This window comes from Streptococcus sp. oral taxon 431, from assembly GCF_023110115.1.
Taxonomy (GTDB): Bacteria; Bacillota; Bacilli; order Lactobacillales; family Streptococcaceae; genus Streptococcus.
The window spans coordinates 28914-48557 of the sequence record NZ_JALDVP010000002.1 but is presented as its reverse complement, the minus strand read 5'-3'; the positions used below and the strand labels follow the sequence as shown (position 1 = coordinate 48557).

The following is a 19644-nucleotide window of genomic DNA, read 5'->3' as shown; positions in this document are numbered from 1 at the left end:
TTTTTTCACAATTCTGCTACGGAAAAAAATATTGGACTAATTTAGTCTCACGAAAGCTTTTGAGAATCAAGTTCAAAAAATAGAAAAATCGTTTACATGATTTAATCAAGTGGTTAGACTATCTTTTGGCCCTCTCTTGTGTTATACTAGATAAGTTGCAAAGAAAGCAGTACTTTTCTTTAGTGGAAAAGAGGCAACACGATCTTTCATATTTTCATATAAAGATATGAAAAACCGTCATGAAAAGAAAAGTATAAACTAAGCGCTATAGGATGGCTTCGCACCATCTTTAGAAAGAAGAATAACGTGAAATTTAATGAATTTAATCTTTCTGCTGATTTGTTAGCAGAAATTGAAAAAGCAGGATTTGTAGAAGCAAGTCCTATCCAAGAGCAAACCATTCCTTTGGCTCTTGAAGGAAAAGATGTTATCGGTCAAGCACAGACTGGTACAGGGAAAACAGCAGCCTTTGGCTTGCCAACCCTTGAAAAAATTCGTACAGAAGAAGCAACTATCCAAGCTTTGGTGATTGCCCCAACTCGTGAACTGGCTGTTCAAAGTCAAGAAGAGCTTTTCCGATTTGGTCGTAGTAAAGGTGTAAAAGTTCGTTCAGTCTATGGTGGTTCAAGCATTGAAAAACAAATCAAGGCTCTTAAATCAGGTGCTCACATCGTTGTAGGAACACCGGGACGTTTACTTGACTTGATTAAACGCAAGGCCTTGAAATTGCATGATATTGAAACCTTGATTTTAGATGAAGCAGATGAAATGCTGAACATGGGATTCCTTGAAGATATTGAAGATATCATCTCTCGTGTACCAGAAAATCGTCAAACCTTGCTCTTTTCAGCGACTATGCCAGATGCTATCAAACGTATTGGTGTTCAGTTCATGAAAGAACCTGAGCATGTAAAGATTGCTGCAAAAGAATTAACAACAGAACTAGTAGACCAGTACTATATCCGCGTTAAGGAACAAGAAAAATTCGACACCATGACTCGTCTCATGGATGTTGATCAACCTGAGTTGTCTATTGTCTTCGGTCGTACCAAACGTCGTGTAGACGAGTTAACTCGTGGACTTAAAATCCGTGGTTTCCGTGCAGAAGGTATCCATGGAGATTTGGACCAAAACAAACGTCTTCGTGTCCTTCGTGATTTTAAAAATGGCAATCTTGATGTCCTCGTTGCAACAGACGTAGCTGCTCGTGGTTTGGATATTTCAGGTGTGACTCATGTCTACAACTACGATATCCCACAAGACCCTGAGAGTTATGTTCACCGTATTGGTCGTACAGGACGTGCAGGTAAGTCAGGTCAGTCTATTACCTTCGTTTCACCTAATGAAATGGGTTATCTCCAAATCATTGAGAACTTGACTAAGAAACGCATGAAAGGTCTCAAGCCTGCAAGTGCAGAAGAAGCCTTCCAAGCGAAGAAGCAGGTTGCACTGAAGAAAATTGAACGTGATTTTGCAAATGAGGAGATTCGTAGCAACTTTGAGAAGTTTGGCAAGGATGCTCGTCAATTAGCCTCAGAATTCAGTCCTGAAGAATTGGCCATGTATATCCTTAGCTTAACTGTTCAAGACCCAGACAGTCTTCCTGAGGTTGAGATTGCACGTGAAAAACCGTTACCATTTAAACCATCTGGTGGTGGCTTCGGTGGCAAAGGCAAGGGTGGTCGAGGAGGCCGTCGTGGGGATGACCGTCGAGACCGTGATCGCCGTGGCAATGGACGTCGTGATGACTATCGTAAAGGTGGACGTTCAAAGGATCGCTTTGATAAAGAGAAGCGTTACCGCAAGGATACTAAAAAACCACGCAATACTTCAAGCGAGAAGAAAACAGGCTTTGTTATTCGTAACAAAGGAGATAAATAACAAAAAAAGCGGTTCACTGAGGTGGATCGCTTTTATATATAAGGAGACCGAGAGTCATATGAAAAGTAATACGAGAAGTTTGTATTTATAAATTTGTTATCTTGTAATATTATTCTATCAAAAAGTCAGGAAGCTGTCAATAAGAAAATAATAAAAAAATAGGAAAAATTTTCGAATACACTTGAATTGCAATTCAATAAACAATTTTCAGATAATTGTTGAAAAAGTCAGAATTTTATGATATAATGAAAGCGATTATATGCGAGGTAAAAAATGGCACATTTATTAGAAAAAACAAGAAAAATCACATCAATGTTAAAACGTTCGGAGGAGCAATTACAAGATGAGCTTCCTTATAATGCCATTACACGTCAATTAGCAGATATTATTGACTGTAACGCTTGTATTGTGAATAGCAAGGGTCGTTTGTTGGGCTACTTTATGCGCTACAAAACTAATAATGACCGAGTAGAGCAATTCTTCCAATCAAAGACTTTCCCAGAAGATTATGTGCAAGGTGCGAACATGATCTACGATACGGAGGCCAATCTTCCAGTAGAGCATGATTTGACAATTTTCCCAACTGAGAGTCGTTCTGATTTCCCAGATGGTTTGACAACGATTGCTCCAATCCATGTCTCTGGTATTCGCTTGGGTTCATTGATTATTTGGCGCAATGATAAGAAGTTTGAAGAAGATGATTTGATTCTGGTTGAGATTGCCAGTACAGTAGTAGGAATTCAACTCTTGAACTTCCAACGTGAGGAAGATGAGAAAAATATTCGTCGTCGTACGGCTGTAACTATGGCGGTCAATACACTTTCTTACTCTGAACTTAGAGCAGTATCGGCTATTCTAGCTGAATTAAATGGTAATGAAGGTCAATTAACAGCTTCAGTCATTGCTGACCGTATCGGTATCACTCGTTCTGTAATTGTTAATGCTCTTCGTAAACTCGAATCGGCAGGGATTATTGAGAGTCGTTCTCTTGGTATGAAAGGAACTTATCTCAAAGTTCTAATTCCAGATATTTTTGAAGAAGTGAAAAAGAGGGACTATTAATGGCTAAGGCTTTAATTTCTATTGACTATACAGAAGATTTTGTAGCGGATCATGGGAAACTGACTGCAGGCGCTCCAGCTCAAGCAATATCTGATGATATATATGGGGTGACCCAAAAGGCTTTTGAACGTGGAGATTATATCTTTTTTACCATCGATGCCCATGAAGAAAATGATGTTTTTCATCCTGAAAGTAAGCTGTTCCCGCCTCATAATATTATTGGGACTAGTGGACGCAATCTGTATGGCAAGTTAGCAGACTTTTATCAGGAGCATGCTGGAGATAGTCGTGTTTTCTGGATGGACAAACGTCACTATTCGGCCTTTTCTGGAACAGATTTGGATATCCGTCTCAGAGAGCGTAGAGTAGATACAGTCATTTTGACAGGAGTTCTTACAGATATCTGTGTCTTGCATACGGCCATTGATGCTTATAATCTTGGTTATCAGATAGAAGTTGTCAAACCAGCAGTAGCTTCCATTTGGCCTGAAAATCATGCCTTTGCACTTGGACATTTCAAGAATACACTTGGTGCGAAATTGGTTGATGAAAATTTGCTTGAAATTACAGAATAATACATTTCAAGATGAAAAAATCTGAAAAAAGTGTTGACAATTTTTTTCAAAGTTGATATACTAGTAAAGTAATCGACGCGGGGATGGCGGAATTGGCAGACGCGCAGGACTAAGGATCCTGTGACCGCTTTAGGTCGTGAGGGTTCAAGTCCCTCTCTCCGCATAATAGTGAGCTAGCTTTGGCTAGCTTTTTATTTTTCATCAAAAAGAGCAAAAATATTTTTGCTCTTTTTTTGGTATTTCATAAACATTTCATATTTGAATATTATAATGGTTTTACAAATATGGAGGTGCTATATGAATCCCACTCAAAGAGCTTGGGCTTACGTCAGCAGAAAACGACTGAGAAGTCTCATATTATTCCTGATTCTATTTGTCTTATTGGCTGGAATATCGGCTTGTTTGACGCTCATGAAGTCCAACAAAACAGTAGAAAATAATCTCTATCGCTCACTGAATACGTCTTTTTCGATTAAAAGAATAGAAGCAGATCAGACCTTTCAACTGTCTCAACTAGATGACCTTAAAAAGATAAAGGGTCTTGAGAAAATCTCACCTGAGCTAGAAACAATAGCTAAGTTAACTGACAAAGAAGTGGTAACTGGAGAACAAAGTATCCAAAGGGATGATTTGACAGAGGCTGAAAAAAATCTTATCAGTTTGATTGCATTAGAAGATTCTTCCAAGGATGTTTCTTTTACAAGTTCCGCCTTTACCCTTAAAGAAGGAAGACATATCGAAAAAGGGGATAGTAAAAAAATCTTAATCCACGAAGATTTAGCTAAGAAAAACAATCTAAAGCTAGGAGATAAGATTAGTTTAAATCCTGGACAAGTTGAAGGAAATAGTGGACAAAAGCTAGACTATGAAATCGTAGGTATTTTCTCAGGTAAGAAACAAGAGAAATTCACTGGTCTTTCGTCAGATTTTAGTGAAAACACGGTCTATACAGACTACGAAAGTAGCCAAACTCTTCTTGGGAATAAGGAAGCTCAAGTAACTGCCGCTCGTTTCTATCTAGAAAATCCAAAAGATATGGATAGTATCATTCAAGAGGTTGAAAAGTTATCTCTGGAAACCAAAGGTTATCAAGTTGAAAAGGAAAATAAGGCTTTTGAACAAATCAAGGATTCAGTTTCGACCTTCCAAACCTTCCTACAAATTTTCCTCTATGGCATTATGATTGCTGGTGTAGGAGCGCTGATCTTGGTCTTGTCACTTTGGTTACGAGAGCGAGTCTACGAGGTTGGTATTTTATTGGCACTAGGTAAGGGAAAAGGAGCAATCTTTAGCCAATTCTGCCTGGAAGTCATCCTAGTTTCATTGGCATCTATTCTGCCTGCATTTGTGGCTGGGAATGCCATTACTTCCTATCTCTTGAAGACTGTACTAGCAAGTGGCGACCAAGCTGCACTACAAGATACTCTGTCAAAAGCAACGAATCTTTCAACAAGTCTTCTATCATTTGGAGAATCTTATATTTTCCTACTTATCATCAGCTGCTTGTCAGTTGCACTTTGTTTCCTATTTTTATTTAGAAAATCACCGAAAGAAATTTTATCATCCATCAGTTAATAAAGGAGAAATTATGACTTTACTACAATTACAAGATCTTACTTATCGTTACAAGAACACTGCAGAAGCAGTATTATATAAAATCAATTACGATTTTGAACCTGGCAAGTTTTATAGTATTATCGGAGAATCAGGAGCTGGGAAGTCAACACTCTTATCTCTATTAGCAGGACTAGATAGCCCAGTCGAAGGTGCTATCCTATTCGAAGGTAAGGATATTCGTGAACAAGGTTATTCTTATCATCGCATGCACCATATCTCGCTAGTTTTCCAAAACTATAACCTGATTGATTATCTTTCTCCATTGGAAAATATCCGCTTGGTTAATAAAAAAGCTAGCAAGGATACCCTTCTTGAACTTGGTTTAGATGAAAGTCAAATCAAGCGGAATGTTCTCCAATTATCAGGTGGACAGCAACAACGGGTTGCCATTGCTCGTAGCCTTGTATCGGAAGCACCAGTGATTTTAGCAGATGAACCAACAGGAAACCTAGATCCTAAGACTGCTGGAGATATTATCGATTTGCTCAAATCTCTTGCTGAGAAAACAGGCAAGTGTGTGATCGTTGTGACCCACAGTAAGGAAGTAGCACAAGCATCAGATATTACACTGGAATTGAAGAATAAGAAACTGACTGAAATAAGAACAAACAGTAACTAAAACTTTTAAACATATTAAAAACTGAAGTAAATCTAGAAAGGAATCTTATGTTACACAACGCATTTGCCTATGTCACAAGAAAATTTTTTAAGTCTATTGTGATCTTTCTTATCATTCTCTTGATGGCTAGTTTGAGTTTGGTCGGCTTGTCTATCAAGGGAGCAACAGCCAAGGCTTCTCAAGAAACCTTTAAAAATATCACCAATAGTTTCTCCATGCAAATCAACCGCAGGGTCAATCAAGGTACTCCACGTGGTGCGGGGAATATCAAGGGTGAAGATATCAAAAAAATTACCGAGAATAAGGCCATTGAATCCTACATCAAACGAATTAATGCTATCGGTGATTTGACAGGCTATGAACTGATTGAAACGCCTGAAACCAAGAAAAATCTAACTGCAGATCGAGCTCAACGTTTTGGAAGTAGCTTGATGATAACAGGTGTAAATGACTCTTCTAAAGAAGACAAGTTTGTGTCAGGCTCTTACAAACTGGTCGAAGGAGAACATTTAACAAACGATGACAAATACCAGATTCTCCTGCACAAAGATTTGGCGGCTAAACATGGCTGGAAGGTAGGAGATAAGGTCAAACTGAACTCTAATATCTACGATGCAGATAATGAAAAAGGAGTCAAGGAAACGGTAGAAGTAACGATCAAGGGACTTTTTGATGGACATAACAAATCTGCTGTAACCTACTCACAAGAACTTTATGAGAATACAGCTATCACAGATATTCACACAGCAGCCCAACTCTATGGTTATACAGAAGATACAGCTATTTATGGAGATGCTACCTTCTTTGTAGCTGGAGATAAGAATCTAGATACTGTCATGCAAGAATTAGGGTCGATCAACGGCATCAACTGGAAGATGTATAGCTTGATTAAGAGTTCATCTAACTATCCTGCCCTTGAACAATCTATCTCAGGCATGTACAAGATGGCTAATCTTCTCTTCTGGGGTAGCTTGAGCTTCTCTGTTCTTCTACTTGCTCTCCTACTGACACTATGGATTAACGCCCGTCGTAAAGAGGTTGGGATTCTCCTTTCAATTGGTCTAAAACAAGCAAGTATTCTAGGACAATTTATCACAGAAGCAGTTATGATTGCAATTCCAGCACTAATTTCAGCTTATTTCCTAGCCAACTATACTGCTCGTACTATTGGAAATACAGTGCTTGCAAATGTCACATCAGATGTGGCTAAACAGGCAAGTAAGGCAGCCCAAGCCTCTAATCTTGGTGGTGGTGCAGAAGTTGATGGCTTTAGTAAGACACTTTCAAGTCTGGATATTTCCATTCAACCTTCTGACTTTGCTATCATCTTTGTACTTGGTTTAGTTCTTGTAGTATTAGTTATGGCACTTGCTTCAAGCAATCTCCTCTTTAAACAACCAAAAGAACTCTTGTTGGATAGTGAATAAAAAACCTGCTACCTATTCTCACTAAAATGAGATATAATATAGGTAGCATTTTTGATAGAAAAGGATTTATATGAAAATTCTAATTGTAGAAGATGAAGACATGATTCGCGAGGGAATTAGTGACTATTTGACGGATTGTGGCTATGAAACCATTCAGGCAGCAGATGGCCTTGAGGCCTTAGAACAATTTTCCAATCACCAAGTTGCCTTGGTTCTCTTAGATATTCAAATGCCTAAACTCAATGGTTTAGAGGTTTTGTCAGAAATCCGTAAAAGCAGTCAAGTTCCGGTCTTGATGTTGACAGCCTTCCAGGACGAAGAATATAAGATGAGTGCCTTTGCTGCATTAGCAGATGGTTATTTGGAAAAGCCTTTTTCTCTATCTTTGTTAAAAGTACGAGTGGATGCCATCTTTAAACGTTATTATGATACCGGTCGTATTTTTACCTATAGGGACACCGAGGTAGACTTTGACAGCTATAGCGCTAAAGTAGCTGGTCAAGAAGTTGCAGTGAATGCAAAAGAACTGGAAATTTTAGACTATCTGGTTAAAAATGAAGGTCGAGCCTTAACACGGTCGCAGATTATCGATGCTGTATGGAAGATGACAGATGAGGTTCCTTTTGACAGAGTGATCGATGTCTATATCAAGGAACTACGGAAAAAATTGGATTTAGACTGTATTCTTACCGTGCGCAATGTTGGTTATAAATTGGAGAGAAAATGAGACGTTCAGGTTTATTTAAAAAAATTTTTATCTATACCTTCTCGGTATTTTCTACCTTGGTCATTTGTTTGCATTTGGCCATCTATTTCCTCTTTCCTCCGACCTATCTCAGTCACCGTCAGGAAAGCATCGGGCAAAAGGCTACAGAAATTGCCCAGTCTCTCCAAGGCAAAGATGGTCAAGCTATTCAGGAAGTCCTTGAACTTTATTCTAAAAGCAGTGATATTAAGGGAGCTGTTAAGGGAGAGATGACTCAGGATAAGTTGGAAGTCAATGATAATCTTCCCGTTGATAAACAACGACAAACGGCCTCCTTGGTTATTGAGGAAAGAGAAGTTCAAACTAAGGATGGTCAGACCATGACCTTGCAGTTTTTAGCTTCTATGGATTTGCAGAAAGAAGCAGAAGATATCAGTCTTCAATTTCTGCCTTATACTTTATTAGCGTCTTTCATCGTTTCGCTCCTCATCGCCTTTATCTATGCTAGAACCATTGTTGCTCCTATTTTGGAAATCAAACGAGTGACTCGACGGATGATGGATTTGGATGCAGAAGTGAGGTTGCGCGTGGATTCACAGGATGAAATTGGCGATCTTAAAGAACAAATAAACAGCCTTTATCAGCATCTCTTGACTGTGATTGCAGACTTGCATGAAAAGAACGAGGCCATTCTCCAGCTGGAAAAGATGAAGGTTGAGTTTTTGCGAGGTGCTTCCCATGAACTGAAAACACCTCTAGCTAGTCTAAAGATTCTTCTGGAGAATATGAAAGCCAATATTGGACGCTATAAAGATCGTGACCATTATCTGGGAGTTTCTTTGGGAATTGTGGATGATTTGACTCACCACGTTCAGCAAATCTTATCCCTTTCTTCAGTGCAAGAATTGCGAGATAAGAAAGAACAAATCAACCTTCTTGAAATGACAGATTTTCTCTTAAAGGATTATGATTTATTAGCCAAAGAGAGGGAAATCTCAGTTGTGAATCAACTGACTGACCAACAAACTTATCTAAATCCTTCGGTACTAAAGCTGATTCTTTCCAATCTTATCAGTAATGCTGTGAAACACTCTGTTCAAGGTGGTTATTTAAAAATTGGGACAGAAGATGGCTGGGTTTTCATTGAGAACGCCTGTACACCTGAGGAACAAGATAAGTTTGAACAATCCTTTACGGTTTCTAGTCGACAAAGTAAGGGAGCTGGCTTGGGACTATTCGTAGTTAAAAGTTTATTGGAAAACGAAGAAATTGACTATCGATTTGAACGCTATGAAGACCACTTAGCCTTTTATATGAACCTACCTAAAGACCTATAAAATTAGGACTTTGAGGAGAGTTACATATTTTAAGATAGAAGAAATTCAATTCAAACTACAGGAAAAACTAGATTTTTTTGTCAAAAAGTGATAAAATGAACAATGTAAATGGGATATCCCATAAAAATATACAGGAGGCCTGATAAAATGGCAATCGTTTCAGCAGAAAAATTTGTCCAAGCAGCTCGTGACAACGGTTATGCAGTTGGTGGATTTAACACAAACAACCTTGAGTGGACTCAAGCTATCTTGCGCGCAGCAGAAGCTAAAAAAGCTCCAGTTTTGATCCAAACTTCAATGGGTGCTGCTAAATACATGGGTGGTTACAAAGTTGCTCGCAACTTGATCGCTAACCTTGTAGAATCAATGGGTATCACTGTACCAGTAGCTATCCACCTTGACCACGGTCACTACGAAGATGCACTTGAGTGTATCGAAGTTGGTTACACTTCAATCATGTTTGACGGTTCACACCTTCCAGTTGAAGAAAACCTTAAATTGGCTAAAGACGTAGTTGAAAAAGCACACGCTAAAGGTATCTCAGTAGAAGCTGAAGTTGGTACTATCGGTGGTGAAGAAGACGGAATCATCGGTAAAGGTGAATTGGCTCCAATAGAAGACGCTAAAGCAATGGTTGCAACTGGTATTGACTTCTTGGCAGCTGGTATTGGTAACATCCACGGTCCTTACCCTGCAAACTGGGAAGGTCTTGACCTTGACCACTTGCAAAAATTGACAGAAGCTCTTCCAGGCTTCCCAATCGTATTGCACGGTGGATCAGGTATTCCTGATGACCAAATCCAAGCAGCTATCAAACTTGGTGTTGCTAAAGTTAACGTTAACACTGAATGCCAGATCGCATTCGCTAACGCAACTCGTAAATTTGCTCGTGACTACGAAGCAAACGAAGCAGAATACGACAAGAAGAAACTCTTCGACCCACGTAAATTCTTGGCTGACGGTGTAAAAGCTATCCAAGCATCAGTTGAAGAACGTATCGACGTATTCGGTTCAGAAGGTAAAGCTTAATCTAGCTGAACTATACAAAATGAAACCCGCCTGTGAAGGTGGGGTTTTTGTTTCTGGATATATACAGATTATACAGGAAAATTCTTTAACTTAAGTTGATAAAAGAGCCTAATTTTTGTACAATAATGCTATGAAAACACTGAAAAAATCAGCCCTTGTCCTTCTTAGTTTCCTTATCTTGTTTTTAGTAGGGACATTTATCTTTCATCGTATCAGCTTAGAAAAGGAACAAGCCTCTCTAACTCCTATGGGTAAAACTGTTCTCGTTAATGGGCACAAAATCAATGTTTACGTTGAAGGGGATGGTCCAGAGACAATAGTAGTTCTATCAGGTGCTGGAATTGCTTCACCTATATTAGACTTTAAGAATCTAACAGATTCCCTATCAAAAAAATATAAAATTGTCGTAGTCGAGAGAGCTGGCTATGGTTATAGCGAGGATAGTAATCAATCCAGAGATGTGATGGAAGTTTTGTCTGAGACACATCAAGCTCTATCACAAGCAAATGTAACAGGTCCTTTTATCATTCTGTCTCATTCAATGGCTAGTCTTGAAAGTCTGGCTTGGCAGGAAAAGTATCCTGATGAAGTGAAAGCCTTGGTTGGTCTGGATTGGGCATTACCAGCAAGTTATGAGGAATTAAAGGATAATCAGGCCTTGCTTACTGTGGCTTATTGGAGCAGTAAGATTGGCTTATTACGCTATTTCCCTGAGTCCTTTTATATAAAAAATCCAACTCTGACTGAAACTGAACGACAACAATATAAATTACTAGCATATAAGCAGTTGATGTCACAAGCTATGCTTCATGAATCCCGTTTGGCAAAGGAAAATGCCAAGAAAGTTCCATCTAGCATTAATCTGAAAATTCCCACATTATTACTGGTTTCTAACGGTGAAGGCACGACCTTTAGCAAATCAGAATGGCAGCATTATGCAGAGAAATTTTCTAGTGACCAGTCTAATGTTCAAGTCGTCTATATAGACGCGCCTCACGAACTTTATCATTATCAAAGTCATGAAATAGTTTCTCAGATTGAAGATTTTTTAAAGAGTCATTGATGGTTTAGAGATCATTTAAATTTTAGACTGATGACAATAATTAAATGCTGAAGGATTAATAGTAGAATCGTTAATTTTTTCGATTAAAAAAATTCTTTTTCTGAACAAAAAAACCTGCCCCTAATGGCAGGTTTTTTGGTGTTTTAAGGAAACTATTAAACCAGAATTTCTGACTCAAAAGCATTATTTTAAGAGAGAAATCTCTAATTTCAAAATCAATAAGCAAACGCTTGCATTCCTTTTTTTATTGGATTATAATAGGTTGGTATAAATCCTTCTGTAATAATATTGAAAAGGTGTAGAAAGTAAGGATTTAGAATATTTGTAGTCAAAAATACAATGTTGTTTCTTACGATAAGGAGATAGATATGGCAATGATAGAAGTGCAACATCTTCAGAAAAATTTTGTGAAGACAGTAAAGGAGCCAGGATTGAAGGGAGCTTTGCGATCCTTTATTCATCCTGAAAAGCAGACCTTTGAAGCGGTCAAAGATTTGACCTTTGAGGTGCCTAAGGGGCAGATTTTAGGATTTATAGGGGCAAATGGTGCTGGGAAGTCAACCACCATCAAAATGCTGACAGGGATTTTAAAACCGACATCTGGTTTTTGTCGGATTAACGGCAAGATTCCCCAGGACAATCGCCAAGATTATGTCAAGGATATTGGAGTCGTTTTCGGACAACGCACCCAGCTATGGTGGGATTTGGCACTGCAAGAGACCTACACGGTTTTGAAAGAGATCTATGATGTACCGGACTCGCTTTTCCATAAGCGCATGGACTTTTTGAATGAAGTTTTGGATTTGAAGGAATTTATCAAGGATCCTGTGCGGACTCTTTCACTGGGACAACGGATGCGGGCGGACATTGCGGCTTCCTTGCTTCACAATCCCAAAGTTCTCTTTTTAGATGAGCCGACCATTGGTTTGGATGTATCGGTCAAGGATAACATTCGACGTGCTATCACTCAGATCAATCAAGAGGAAGAGACAACTATTCTCTTGACTACTCATGATTTGAGTGATATTGAGCAACTCTGTGATCGGATTTTTATGATTGACAAGGGGCAAGAGATTTTTGATGGAACGGTTAGCCAGCTCAAGGAGACCTTTGGCAAGATGAAGACTCTTTCCTTTGAACTGACGCCAGGTCAAAGTCATCCCATCTCTCATTATGAGGGCTTGCCTGATATATCCATTGATAGACAAGGAAATACTCTCAATATTGAATTCGATAGTTCCCGCTACCAATCAGCTGATATTATCAAACAAACCCTGTCTGATTTTGAAGTCCGTGATTTGAAGATGGTAGATACGGATATTGAGGATATTATCCGTCGCTTCTATCGAAAGGAGCTCTAAGATGGTCAAATTGTGGAGACGTTATAAACCCTTTATCAATGCAGGGGTTCAGGAGTTGATTACCTATCGAGTCAATTTTATTCTCTATCGGATTGGTGATGTCATGGGGGCTTTTGTGGCCTTTTATCTCTGGAAGGCAGTCTTTGACTCCTCGCAGGAGTCTTTGATTCAGGGCTTTAGTATGGCAGATATCACCCTCTACATCATCATGAGTTTTGTGACCAATCTGTTGACCAGGTCTGATAGCTCCTTTATGATAGGTGATGAGGTCAAGGATGGCTCCATTATCATGCGCTTGCTGAGACCAGTGCATTTTGCGGCCTCTTATCTTTTCACAGAACTTGGTTCCAAGTGGTTGATTTTTATCTCTGTTGGCCTGCCATTTCTAAGTGTGATTGTCTTGATGAAAATCTTATCTGGGCAAGGTATTGTAGAAGTGCTGGGATTAACTGTCCTTTATCTCTTTAGCTTAACTCTGGCTTATCTGATTAACTTTTTCTTTAATATCTGCTTTGGTTTTTCAGCTTTTGTGTTTAAAAATCTATGGGGTTCCAACCTACTCAAGACTTCAATAGTGGCCTTTATGTCTGGAAGTTTAATTCCCTTGGCTTTCTTTCCGAAAATCGTTTCAGATATTCTATCCTTCTTGCCTTTTTCATCCTTGATTTACACTCCGGTCATGATTATTGTTGGGAAATACGATGCCAGTCAGATTCTTCAAGCACTTTTGCTTCAGTTTTTCTGGCTTATAGTGATGGTGGGCTTGTCTCAGTTGATTTGGAAACGAGTCCAGTCATTTATCACCATTCAGGGAGGTTAGGATGAAAAAATATCAACGCATGCATCTGATTTTTATCAGACAATACATCAAGCAAATCATGGAATACAAGGTGGATTTTGTGGTTGGTGTCTTGGGAGTCTTTCTGACTCAAGGTCTGAACCTCTTGTTTCTCAATGTGCTCTTTCAACACATCCCTTCGCTAGAAGGTTGGACCTTTCAAGAAATTGCCTTTATCTATGGATTTTCCTTAATTCCAAAGGGATTAGATCATCTCTTTTTTGACAATCTCTGGGCTTTAGGTCAACGACTAGTTCGAAAAGGGGAGTTTGACAAGTATCTGACTCGTCCTATCAATCCTCTCTTCCATATCCTCGTTGAGACCTTTCAGATTGATGCCTTGGGTGAACTTTTGGTCGGTGGAATCTTACTAGCGACAACGGCGACTAGCATTGCTTGGACTCTTCCAAAATTCCTGATTTTCCTAGTCTGTATTCCTTTTGCGACCTTGATTTATACTTCCTTGAAAATTGCGACAGCCAGCATCGCTTTTTGGACCAAGCAGTCAGGTGCCATGATTTACATTTTCTATATGTTTAATGATTTTGCCAAGTACCCGATTTCCATTTACAATTCGCTCCTTCGTTGGTTAATTAGCTTTATTGTGCCTTTCGCCTTTACCGCCTACTATCCTGCCAGCTATTTCTTGCAGGATAAGGATGTCTTATTTAATATTGGTGGTTTGATTCTGATTTCCCTTGTTTTCTTTGTTATTTCCCTCAAACTTTGGGATAGGGGATTAGACGCATACGAAAGTGCGGGTTCTTAAAAATAAATAAAGCCTTGTCTCAGGACAGGCTTTTTTTCCTTTTTATAAAATTCTAACCACATAGTCTATCATGTCTACCACATAGGCAAAACCTATTGTTTGCGATTTTTATTTCTGTTATAGTAGTAATTGTCAAGGGGAGATAAAGCTTCCTAACAAAATAGAAAATGAGGTTATATCATGAAAAAAGTAGTAGGTATCGGATTTTTAGTCGTTGCAGTAGCAGTTTTGTATTTTGGTTTAGTTGGATGGCCAAGTTTGGATGTTAACATCTGGGCACTCTTTCCAGTAGGTTTATTCTTATTCTTTACTCTTGAGAATTTGGTTAAAAAAGATTATAAGGCCAGTCTCATGAGCTTGATTATTGCCTTTATCATTGCAAATGCTATTTTTGATATCTTGCCACTTTCAAGTGGTTTGGTTATCGGTGCAGGAGTGCTGGCTTGCGTGGGCATTGGATTTCTCTTTCCTGACGCTAATAAGAAAGAAGCATAATACAAAAAGCCTCGAGCTTTCTCGAGGCTTTTTCTTTATTTGCCTGCGTAATATTTTTGAATACCTTTGACAATACCTGCCACCAATCTATTTTGGTAAGCATCGCTACGAATTTGTTGGTTTTCGTTGAAATTGTCAATGTAACCAAGCTCCAATAGAACTGCTGGTTTATCAGTTTCTCGAAGGACAGCAAAGCTACTTTGGAGGAGGCCTGCATCCTTAGCACCTGTTTCAGCTAGGAGTGAAGAGTGGATATCAGCAGCAAGGCGATTACTTTCACTGATACGATCAGGATGGTTATGCCAGTAAGGATTTATCTTAGCGCGATAGCCCGAATCTTCTTCGTAAGAATAGGTCTGAATTCCAGAACGGTTAGAAGCAGGGTTGCCACTAGCATTAAAGTGGATACTAATGAAAATATCTGAGTTTGTACTATTCACCATTTTTGAACGTTCAGTGATAAAGTCGACATAGACATCACTATCTCTCGAAGAAAGAACGGTATAACCAAGCCCCTCGAGTTCCTTGCGAAGTTTCTTGTAAACTTGCATAGTGAGGTCTTTTTCATTCGTGTTATAGTAAACAGCACCAGGATCTCTACCACCGTGTCCTGGATCTAAGAAAACAGTCTTCGTGTATTTTCCTTTTTCAAATCCACGACTTACAGGAATTTCGCCAATCCATTTCCCATTACTTTGGAATTGCTGTGTTTTTCCATCGATTTTGCGAGTTCCTGTGACATAGACACCATTTTCATCTAGATAGTAACGGGCATTATAGTAGCTGTCGTCAATCCATTCACTCTTAGCCATGTAACCACCTGACTTGAGGTAGTATGAGCCAATCCATTCACGCGCAGCATAAGTACCACTAGATTTCAAGTAGAACCAGCTATTATAGTTTTTATCGAAAATCAACTCTTTCTCAGCCATAACTCCGTTAGCTTTTAGGTAGTAGTTACCTTGCCATTGGTTGTTTGCCATGCTGGCATCTTTGTTAAAATAGTACCATGATCCAGCGATTTTTTCCCATTTTTGTTGAGCTGCTTTACCAGAGCTTAGAGCGTAATATGATTTGCCATCATGTTTTACCCAGGAATTTTCAGCCATGGCACCACTGTTAGAAAAGAGATAACCATTGAAAATGGTGTTGCTGAGCATGATTCCGTCTTTGTCAAAGTAGTACCATACACCACCAACTTTTTCCCATTTTTGCTGAGAGATTTTACCAGATGGCTTTGCATAATACCATTTATCTTTGACTTTACCCCAGCCACTATCGACCATAGCACCGCTAGAAGTTAGAATGTATCCATTGAAAATAGTATTATCAAGCATGATTCCATTTTTATCGAAATAGTACCATTTGCCGTTAATTTTTTTCCAGTTTAGAGCAGGTTTGTTTGCTTCATAGAAGCGCCAGATATTTTCTTCAAATACCCAACCATTCTTTTTGACTTCTGGAGTTTTTGTCTCTTCTTTCTTGTCTGAACTTGTACTTGGAGTCGTAGTAGATGTTGTAGGGAGGCTTGAACTTGTTTCAGTAGAAGGAGCAGTTTCCTTGATTGAAGGGGTGCTCTTTTTTTCTTTTTCTGTAGTTGTAGTTTCTTGTGCCTTTTCTGCTGAAGTAGTCTGTAGGTGTTTTTCTTCAGCAAAAGCTGGATTTGTTGCGAATCCTAGAAATGAAAGCGTGATGGCACTTGCCAAGAGCGTTTTTTTCACTTGTTTGATCTCCTATTTTTTTAATAATCTCTTTTTAAAATGTCATTAGAAAAGCACCTCATGTGGAAGAACTAGTCGCCAACTGTTGAGGTGCTGGCATGATTTATTTTTATTTCATCATGAAGATTTGAACAATCATAACGATGTAGATGAGCAATGTGAGTAGAAATCCAGCTCTCCAAAAGAATTTAAGGAATTTTGGATAATAAAAGTTGCGTTTTTTGCTAAGGAAGAAAAAAGTTAAAATGATTGCCAACAAAGATAGGGCTGCCCCCAAAATGGGAAGTTGATTATGGGTAAAAACCTTTGCACTGATTAAATAGTATTCAAAAATCAGAAAAGGAAAAGCCAAATCTGCAAAGTTAATCCCCTTTTTCTTTAACTTAAAAAATCTACTAAAGATAATTGCCAAAGCCAAGGTTAGTACCAAAAGCAAGACGGAAGCGAGTTTCATTAAAATCATAACAATATTGTATCATAAAATTCGAATAAAAGAAAAGCATATTCCTTGATTTAACAGTGTTTTTCTAAAAATTTTTGTTTAGAAACTGATTTTTTATACTATATCAAACATCAATGTGATTTACTTTGTAAAGTTGGAGTAGTTTGAACCTTCATTATAAATCTTTTTTATGGTGACAATAAAAAATATATATTAGTCAGGAGAGAAGAATAGTAGTAGAATGAGTAGCAAATAAAACAAAGGAGTTTCTTATGAAATTAGTTACTTTATGGTCAAAACTCTCACTAGGTATTCAATTATTGGTGGCTTTGGTCTTGGGTGTTATCGCTGCCCTTATCTGGCCACAATTTGCAGGCTTTTATCAATTTTTAGGTCAAGCCTTTATTAAATTGATCAATATGGTTATCATTCCGCTAATCTTCCCAACCATCGTTGTTGCAGTAGCTGGAGTTATCGGAAAAAAATCTTTCGGAAAAATCTTGACCAAGAGCTTGGTTTACTTTTTTGCCGTAACAACTGCCATTACTCTTTTGTTTGTATTTGCTAGTTACTATTTAGGATTTGGTCAAGGAGTGAATATCGGTCAAACTGGTGGAAACCTTGATGGGATTGCTAACAATGTCAAGTTCAGCGAATTTTTGCTTGGTTTCATTCCATCAAATATCGTTAAATCTCTTTCAGATGGCGCTCTATTGCCAATTATCGTCTTTGCAATCTTTCTTGGTTACGGAATTGGGAATCTTAAGTCTGATAAATCTCAGAAGATTATCGAAGGTTTCCAAATCTGGATTGAAGCCATTTACAAGATTGTTGCAGTAATTATCAAACTATCACCGATTGGTATTTTTGGATTTATCGCCAAAGATGTTGCAACTACGGGTGTCGACAAGTTGATTGGGCTTGGTCAGTTTGTAATTGGAACTTATCTGGCTTATGCTGTTTTTGTTCTCCTTATTTTCCCTTTGATTGCTTTCTTCTTTAAAGTACCGTATTTATCAGCCTTTCGTGAAAATTGGAGTCTCTTGACTCTAGCCTTTGTTACTGGAAGTTCTAGTGTAGTCTTGCCATCACTTCTTAAAGATTTGAAAAAACAGGGGCATGACGAGCATACAATTGATTTAGTTGTTCCTTTAGGATATACTTTTAACTTAGAAGGAGCAGCAGTTTATTTCTCAGTAGCGACAATTTTTATCGCCCACGCCTATGGTATTCAATTTTCTTTATCAAGTCTCTTGTTTACTGTTTTATTGTTGACCTTGATTGGAAAAACTGCAGCAACTGTGCCATCAGGAGCTATCGTAGTTCTATTAGCTGCAGCACCTCAACTGGGCTTGCCAGTTGAAGGAGTGGCCTTGATTTTTGCAGTTGATTTCTTTGTCAATGCAGGCCGTACCATGATCAATGTTTTGGGACAAATCTTAACAGTCAGCGTTATCGAAAAAACAGAAGGATATATTTTAGAGGAAGAAAAGGAAAGCCAATTATCAGTCAGCTTTTCTTAAGGAGTTTATAAGTAATGAGTGAAGCAAAAGTTTATGTGATTCATGAGAATCTAGAATGGACTCAACATTTAGTGAAATGGTTGGAAGAATTAGAAGTCCCTTATGAACTATGGGATTTGTCTAGTGGGATTTTAGATTTGCAAAGCCCACCGCCGCAAGGTATCTTTTACAATCGTATGTCTGCCTCTTCACACACAAGAGGACATCGTTATGCGCCAGAATTTACAGAGCAAGTGATTACTTGGTTAGAAGCACACGGACGCAAAGTTGTGAATGGTACCGGTGCTATCAACCTTGAAATTAGTAAAATCAAACAATATTTGAAGTTAAACGAATCTGGTATCGAGACTCCTGCAACAGTTGCAGTTTTGGGTCAAGAAAACATTATTGAAGCGGCAAGAAAATTAAACATTTATCCTTTGATTACCAAGCACAATCGTGCAGGTAAGGGATTAGGCGTTCAACTCTTCCAAAATGAAGAGGAACTGGCAACTTATGTCAATAGCCCTCTCTTTGAACCATCAGTGGACGGGATTACCTTGTTACAAGCCTACATCAAGCCAAGTGATGGACGTATCCGTCGTTCAGAGTTTATCAATCAAAAATTCCTCTATACTGTTTCGATCGATTCTTCAGATGGATTCCAACTGTGTCCAGCAGATGGTTGCCAAATCGGCAAGAGACCAGAGCAACTAGAAATGTCTGAAAAATTCCAGATTACAGAACCTCTACCAGATGACCGGAGAGAAGCTTATGAGAATTTCTTGAAAAATGCTCAGATTGAAGTTGCGGCGATTGAATGGGTTCAATCAGAGAGTGGAGACATTTATGTCTATGATGTAAATACCAACACCAACTACAATCCTACCGCAGAAAAAAAAGCCAATATTTTTGCTCACCAACATTTAGCTCAGTACCTAAAAACAGAATTGCAAGCCCTGACTAGTGGACAATAAAGTAGGAAATTCAAAAATCCCCCAGTATCAAATGACTGGGGGATTGATTTGTTTATACTCTTCGAAAATCTCTTTAAACCACGTCAGCTTCCATCTGCAACCTCAAAATAGTATTTTGAGCTACCTTCGTCAGTTCTATCCACAACCTCAAAACGGTGTTTTGAGCAACCTGCGGCTCGCTTCCTAGTTTGCTCTTTGATTTTCATTGAGTATTAATCGATAA

At 38.6% G+C, this 19644-nt stretch carries 18 protein-coding genes and 1 tRNA gene; 17 read left to right on the top strand and 2 right to left on the bottom strand.

Annotation, left to right across the window (positions count from 1 at the left end; all coding sequences use genetic code 11):
* Positions 1–306: 306 nt before the first annotated feature.
* The 15 genes from M1F91_RS03115 to M1F91_RS03045 all read left to right on the top strand — a co-directional run bounded on the left by M1F91_RS03115 (position 307) and on the right by M1F91_RS03045 (position 14779).
* Positions 307–1881: a DEAD/DEAH box helicase gene (locus M1F91_RS03115; RefSeq protein WP_074324622.1), complete on the top strand. Its 1575-nt coding sequence runs from the start codon at positions 307–309 to the stop codon at positions 1879–1881.
* 273 nt (positions 1882–2154) lie between these two features.
* The gene (codY, locus tag M1F91_RS03110; RefSeq protein ID WP_004252433.1) at positions 2155–2943 is read left to right on the top strand and encodes a GTP-sensing pleiotropic transcriptional regulator CodY; all 789 of its coding nucleotides are present in this window, start codon (positions 2155–2157) and stop codon (positions 2941–2943) included.
* The gene (locus M1F91_RS03105) at positions 2943–3518 is read left to right on the top strand and encodes an isochorismatase family cysteine hydrolase (protein ID WP_247912603.1); all 576 of its coding nucleotides are present in this window, start codon (positions 2943–2945) and stop codon (positions 3516–3518) included. Before codY ends, M1F91_RS03105 begins: the two co-directional genes overlap by 1 nt.
* A gap of 77 nt (positions 3519–3595) precedes the next feature.
* Positions 3596–3681 (top strand) — tRNA-Leu (locus tag M1F91_RS03100).
* Between the two features lie 134 nt (positions 3682–3815).
* Positions 3816–5093 (top strand): ABC transporter permease, encoded by a 1278-nt coding sequence (locus M1F91_RS03095; RefSeq protein ID WP_247912602.1) that lies wholly within the window; start codon positions 3816–3818, stop codon positions 5091–5093.
* Positions 5094–5106: 13 nt separating this feature from the next.
* Positions 5107–5754 (top strand): ABC transporter ATP-binding subunit Vex2, encoded by a 648-nt coding sequence (vex2, locus tag M1F91_RS03090; protein ID WP_070677916.1) that lies wholly within the window; start codon positions 5107–5109, stop codon positions 5752–5754.
* Between the two features lie 47 nt (positions 5755–5801).
* Positions 5802–7181, top strand: coding sequence for an ABC transporter permease (gene vex3, locus M1F91_RS03085; protein ID WP_247912601.1), 1380 nt, complete (start codon positions 5802–5804; stop codon positions 7179–7181).
* A gap of 70 nt (positions 7182–7251) precedes the next feature.
* Complete coding sequence (gene vncR / locus M1F91_RS03080) at positions 7252–7908, top strand: response regulator transcription factor VncR (protein ID WP_006151546.1); 657 nt, start codon at positions 7252–7254, stop codon at positions 7906–7908.
* Positions 7905–9224, top strand: coding sequence for a HAMP domain-containing sensor histidine kinase (gene vncS, locus M1F91_RS03075; RefSeq protein ID WP_247912600.1), 1320 nt, complete (start codon positions 7905–7907; stop codon positions 9222–9224). The genes vncR and vncS overlap by 4 nt, the downstream gene beginning before the upstream one ends.
* 147 nt (positions 9225–9371) lie before the next feature.
* Positions 9372–10253: a class II fructose-bisphosphate aldolase gene (locus M1F91_RS03070; protein WP_016466093.1), complete on the top strand. Its 882-nt coding sequence runs from the start codon at positions 9372–9374 to the stop codon at positions 10251–10253.
* A gap of 130 nt (positions 10254–10383) precedes the next feature.
* Complete coding sequence (locus M1F91_RS03065; protein ID WP_247912599.1) at positions 10384–11316, top strand: alpha/beta hydrolase; 933 nt, start codon at positions 10384–10386, stop codon at positions 11314–11316.
* Between the two features lie 368 nt (positions 11317–11684).
* Positions 11685–12677 carry an ATP-binding cassette domain-containing protein gene (locus tag M1F91_RS03060; RefSeq protein WP_006151906.1) on the top strand — a complete coding sequence of 331 codons (993 nt, stop codon included), beginning with the start codon at positions 11685–11687 and terminating at the stop codon, positions 12675–12677.
* Position 12678: 1 nt separating this feature from the next.
* Positions 12679–13497: an ABC-2 family transporter protein gene (locus tag M1F91_RS03055; protein WP_247912598.1), complete on the top strand. Its 819-nt coding sequence runs from the start codon at positions 12679–12681 to the stop codon at positions 13495–13497.
* A gap of 1 nt (position 13498) precedes the next feature.
* Complete coding sequence (locus M1F91_RS03050) at positions 13499–14284, top strand: ABC transporter permease (RefSeq protein ID WP_070677909.1); 786 nt, start codon at positions 13499–13501, stop codon at positions 14282–14284.
* 180 nt (positions 14285–14464) lie between these two features.
* The gene (locus tag M1F91_RS03045) at positions 14465–14779 is read left to right on the top strand and encodes a hypothetical protein (RefSeq protein WP_247912597.1); all 315 of its coding nucleotides are present in this window, start codon (positions 14465–14467) and stop codon (positions 14777–14779) included.
* A gap of 35 nt (positions 14780–14814) precedes the next feature.
* Here M1F91_RS03045 and M1F91_RS03040 read toward each other — a convergent pair whose 3' ends face one another.
* Positions 14815–16500, bottom strand: a complete 1686-nt coding sequence (locus tag M1F91_RS03040) for an N-acetylmuramoyl-L-alanine amidase (RefSeq protein WP_247912596.1) — start codon at positions 16498–16500, stop codon at positions 14815–14817.
* Between the two features lie 109 nt (positions 16501–16609).
* Entirely contained in the window at positions 16610–16969 is a 360-nt protein-coding gene (locus tag M1F91_RS03035; RefSeq protein WP_247912888.1) for a DUF3397 domain-containing protein, read from the bottom strand.
* 245 nt (positions 16970–17214) lie between these two features.
* Here M1F91_RS03035 and M1F91_RS03030 point away from each other — a divergent pair, with 245 nt between their 5' ends.
* Together M1F91_RS03030 and M1F91_RS03025 are read left to right on the top strand one after the other, a co-directional pair.
* Positions 17215–18465 (top strand): dicarboxylate/amino acid:cation symporter, encoded by a 1251-nt coding sequence (locus M1F91_RS03030; RefSeq protein WP_247912595.1) that lies wholly within the window; start codon positions 17215–17217, stop codon positions 18463–18465.
* Positions 18466–18479: 14 nt separating this feature from the next.
* A complete protein-coding gene (locus tag M1F91_RS03025; RefSeq protein ID WP_247912594.1) occupies positions 18480–19421 on the top strand; it encodes an alpha-L-glutamate ligase in 942 nt (313 codons plus the stop codon).
* The last annotated feature ends 223 nt before the right edge of the window (positions 19422–19644 follow it).

What these genes read in the sequence shown, in the direction of transcription:
- M1F91_RS03030 (WP_247912595.1), top strand. Translation starts at nt 17,215, where the DNA reads ATGAAATTAGTTACTTTATGGTCAAAACTCTCACTAGGTATTCAATTA.
- M1F91_RS03050 (WP_070677909.1), top strand. Translation starts at nt 13,499, where the DNA reads ATGAAAAAATATCAACGCATGCATCTGATTTTTATCAGACAATACATC.
- vncS (WP_247912600.1), top strand. Translation starts at nt 7,905, where the DNA reads ATGAGACGTTCAGGTTTATTTAAAAAAATTTTTATCTATACCTTCTCG.
- M1F91_RS03060 (WP_006151906.1), top strand. Translation starts at nt 11,685, where the DNA reads ATGGCAATGATAGAAGTGCAACATCTTCAGAAAAATTTTGTGAAGACA.
- M1F91_RS03025 (WP_247912594.1), top strand. Translation starts at nt 18,480, where the DNA reads ATGAGTGAAGCAAAAGTTTATGTGATTCATGAGAATCTAGAATGGACT.
- vncR (WP_006151546.1), top strand. Translation starts at nt 7,252, where the DNA reads ATGAAAATTCTAATTGTAGAAGATGAAGACATGATTCGCGAGGGAATT.
- vex3 (WP_247912601.1), top strand. Translation starts at nt 5,802, where the DNA reads ATGTTACACAACGCATTTGCCTATGTCACAAGAAAATTTTTTAAGTCT.
- M1F91_RS03055 (WP_247912598.1), top strand. Translation starts at nt 12,679, where the DNA reads ATGGTCAAATTGTGGAGACGTTATAAACCCTTTATCAATGCAGGGGTT.
- M1F91_RS03105 (WP_247912603.1), top strand. Translation starts at nt 2,943, where the DNA reads ATGGCTAAGGCTTTAATTTCTATTGACTATACAGAAGATTTTGTAGCG.
- codY (WP_004252433.1), top strand. Translation starts at nt 2,155, where the DNA reads ATGGCACATTTATTAGAAAAAACAAGAAAAATCACATCAATGTTAAAA.
- vex2 (WP_070677916.1), top strand. Translation starts at nt 5,107, where the DNA reads ATGACTTTACTACAATTACAAGATCTTACTTATCGTTACAAGAACACT.
- M1F91_RS03095 (WP_247912602.1), top strand. Translation starts at nt 3,816, where the DNA reads ATGAATCCCACTCAAAGAGCTTGGGCTTACGTCAGCAGAAAACGACTG.
- M1F91_RS03065 (WP_247912599.1), top strand. Translation starts at nt 10,384, where the DNA reads ATGAAAACACTGAAAAAATCAGCCCTTGTCCTTCTTAGTTTCCTTATC.
- M1F91_RS03070 (WP_016466093.1), top strand. Translation starts at nt 9,372, where the DNA reads ATGGCAATCGTTTCAGCAGAAAAATTTGTCCAAGCAGCTCGTGACAAC.
- M1F91_RS03045 (WP_247912597.1), top strand. Translation starts at nt 14,465, where the DNA reads ATGAAAAAAGTAGTAGGTATCGGATTTTTAGTCGTTGCAGTAGCAGTT.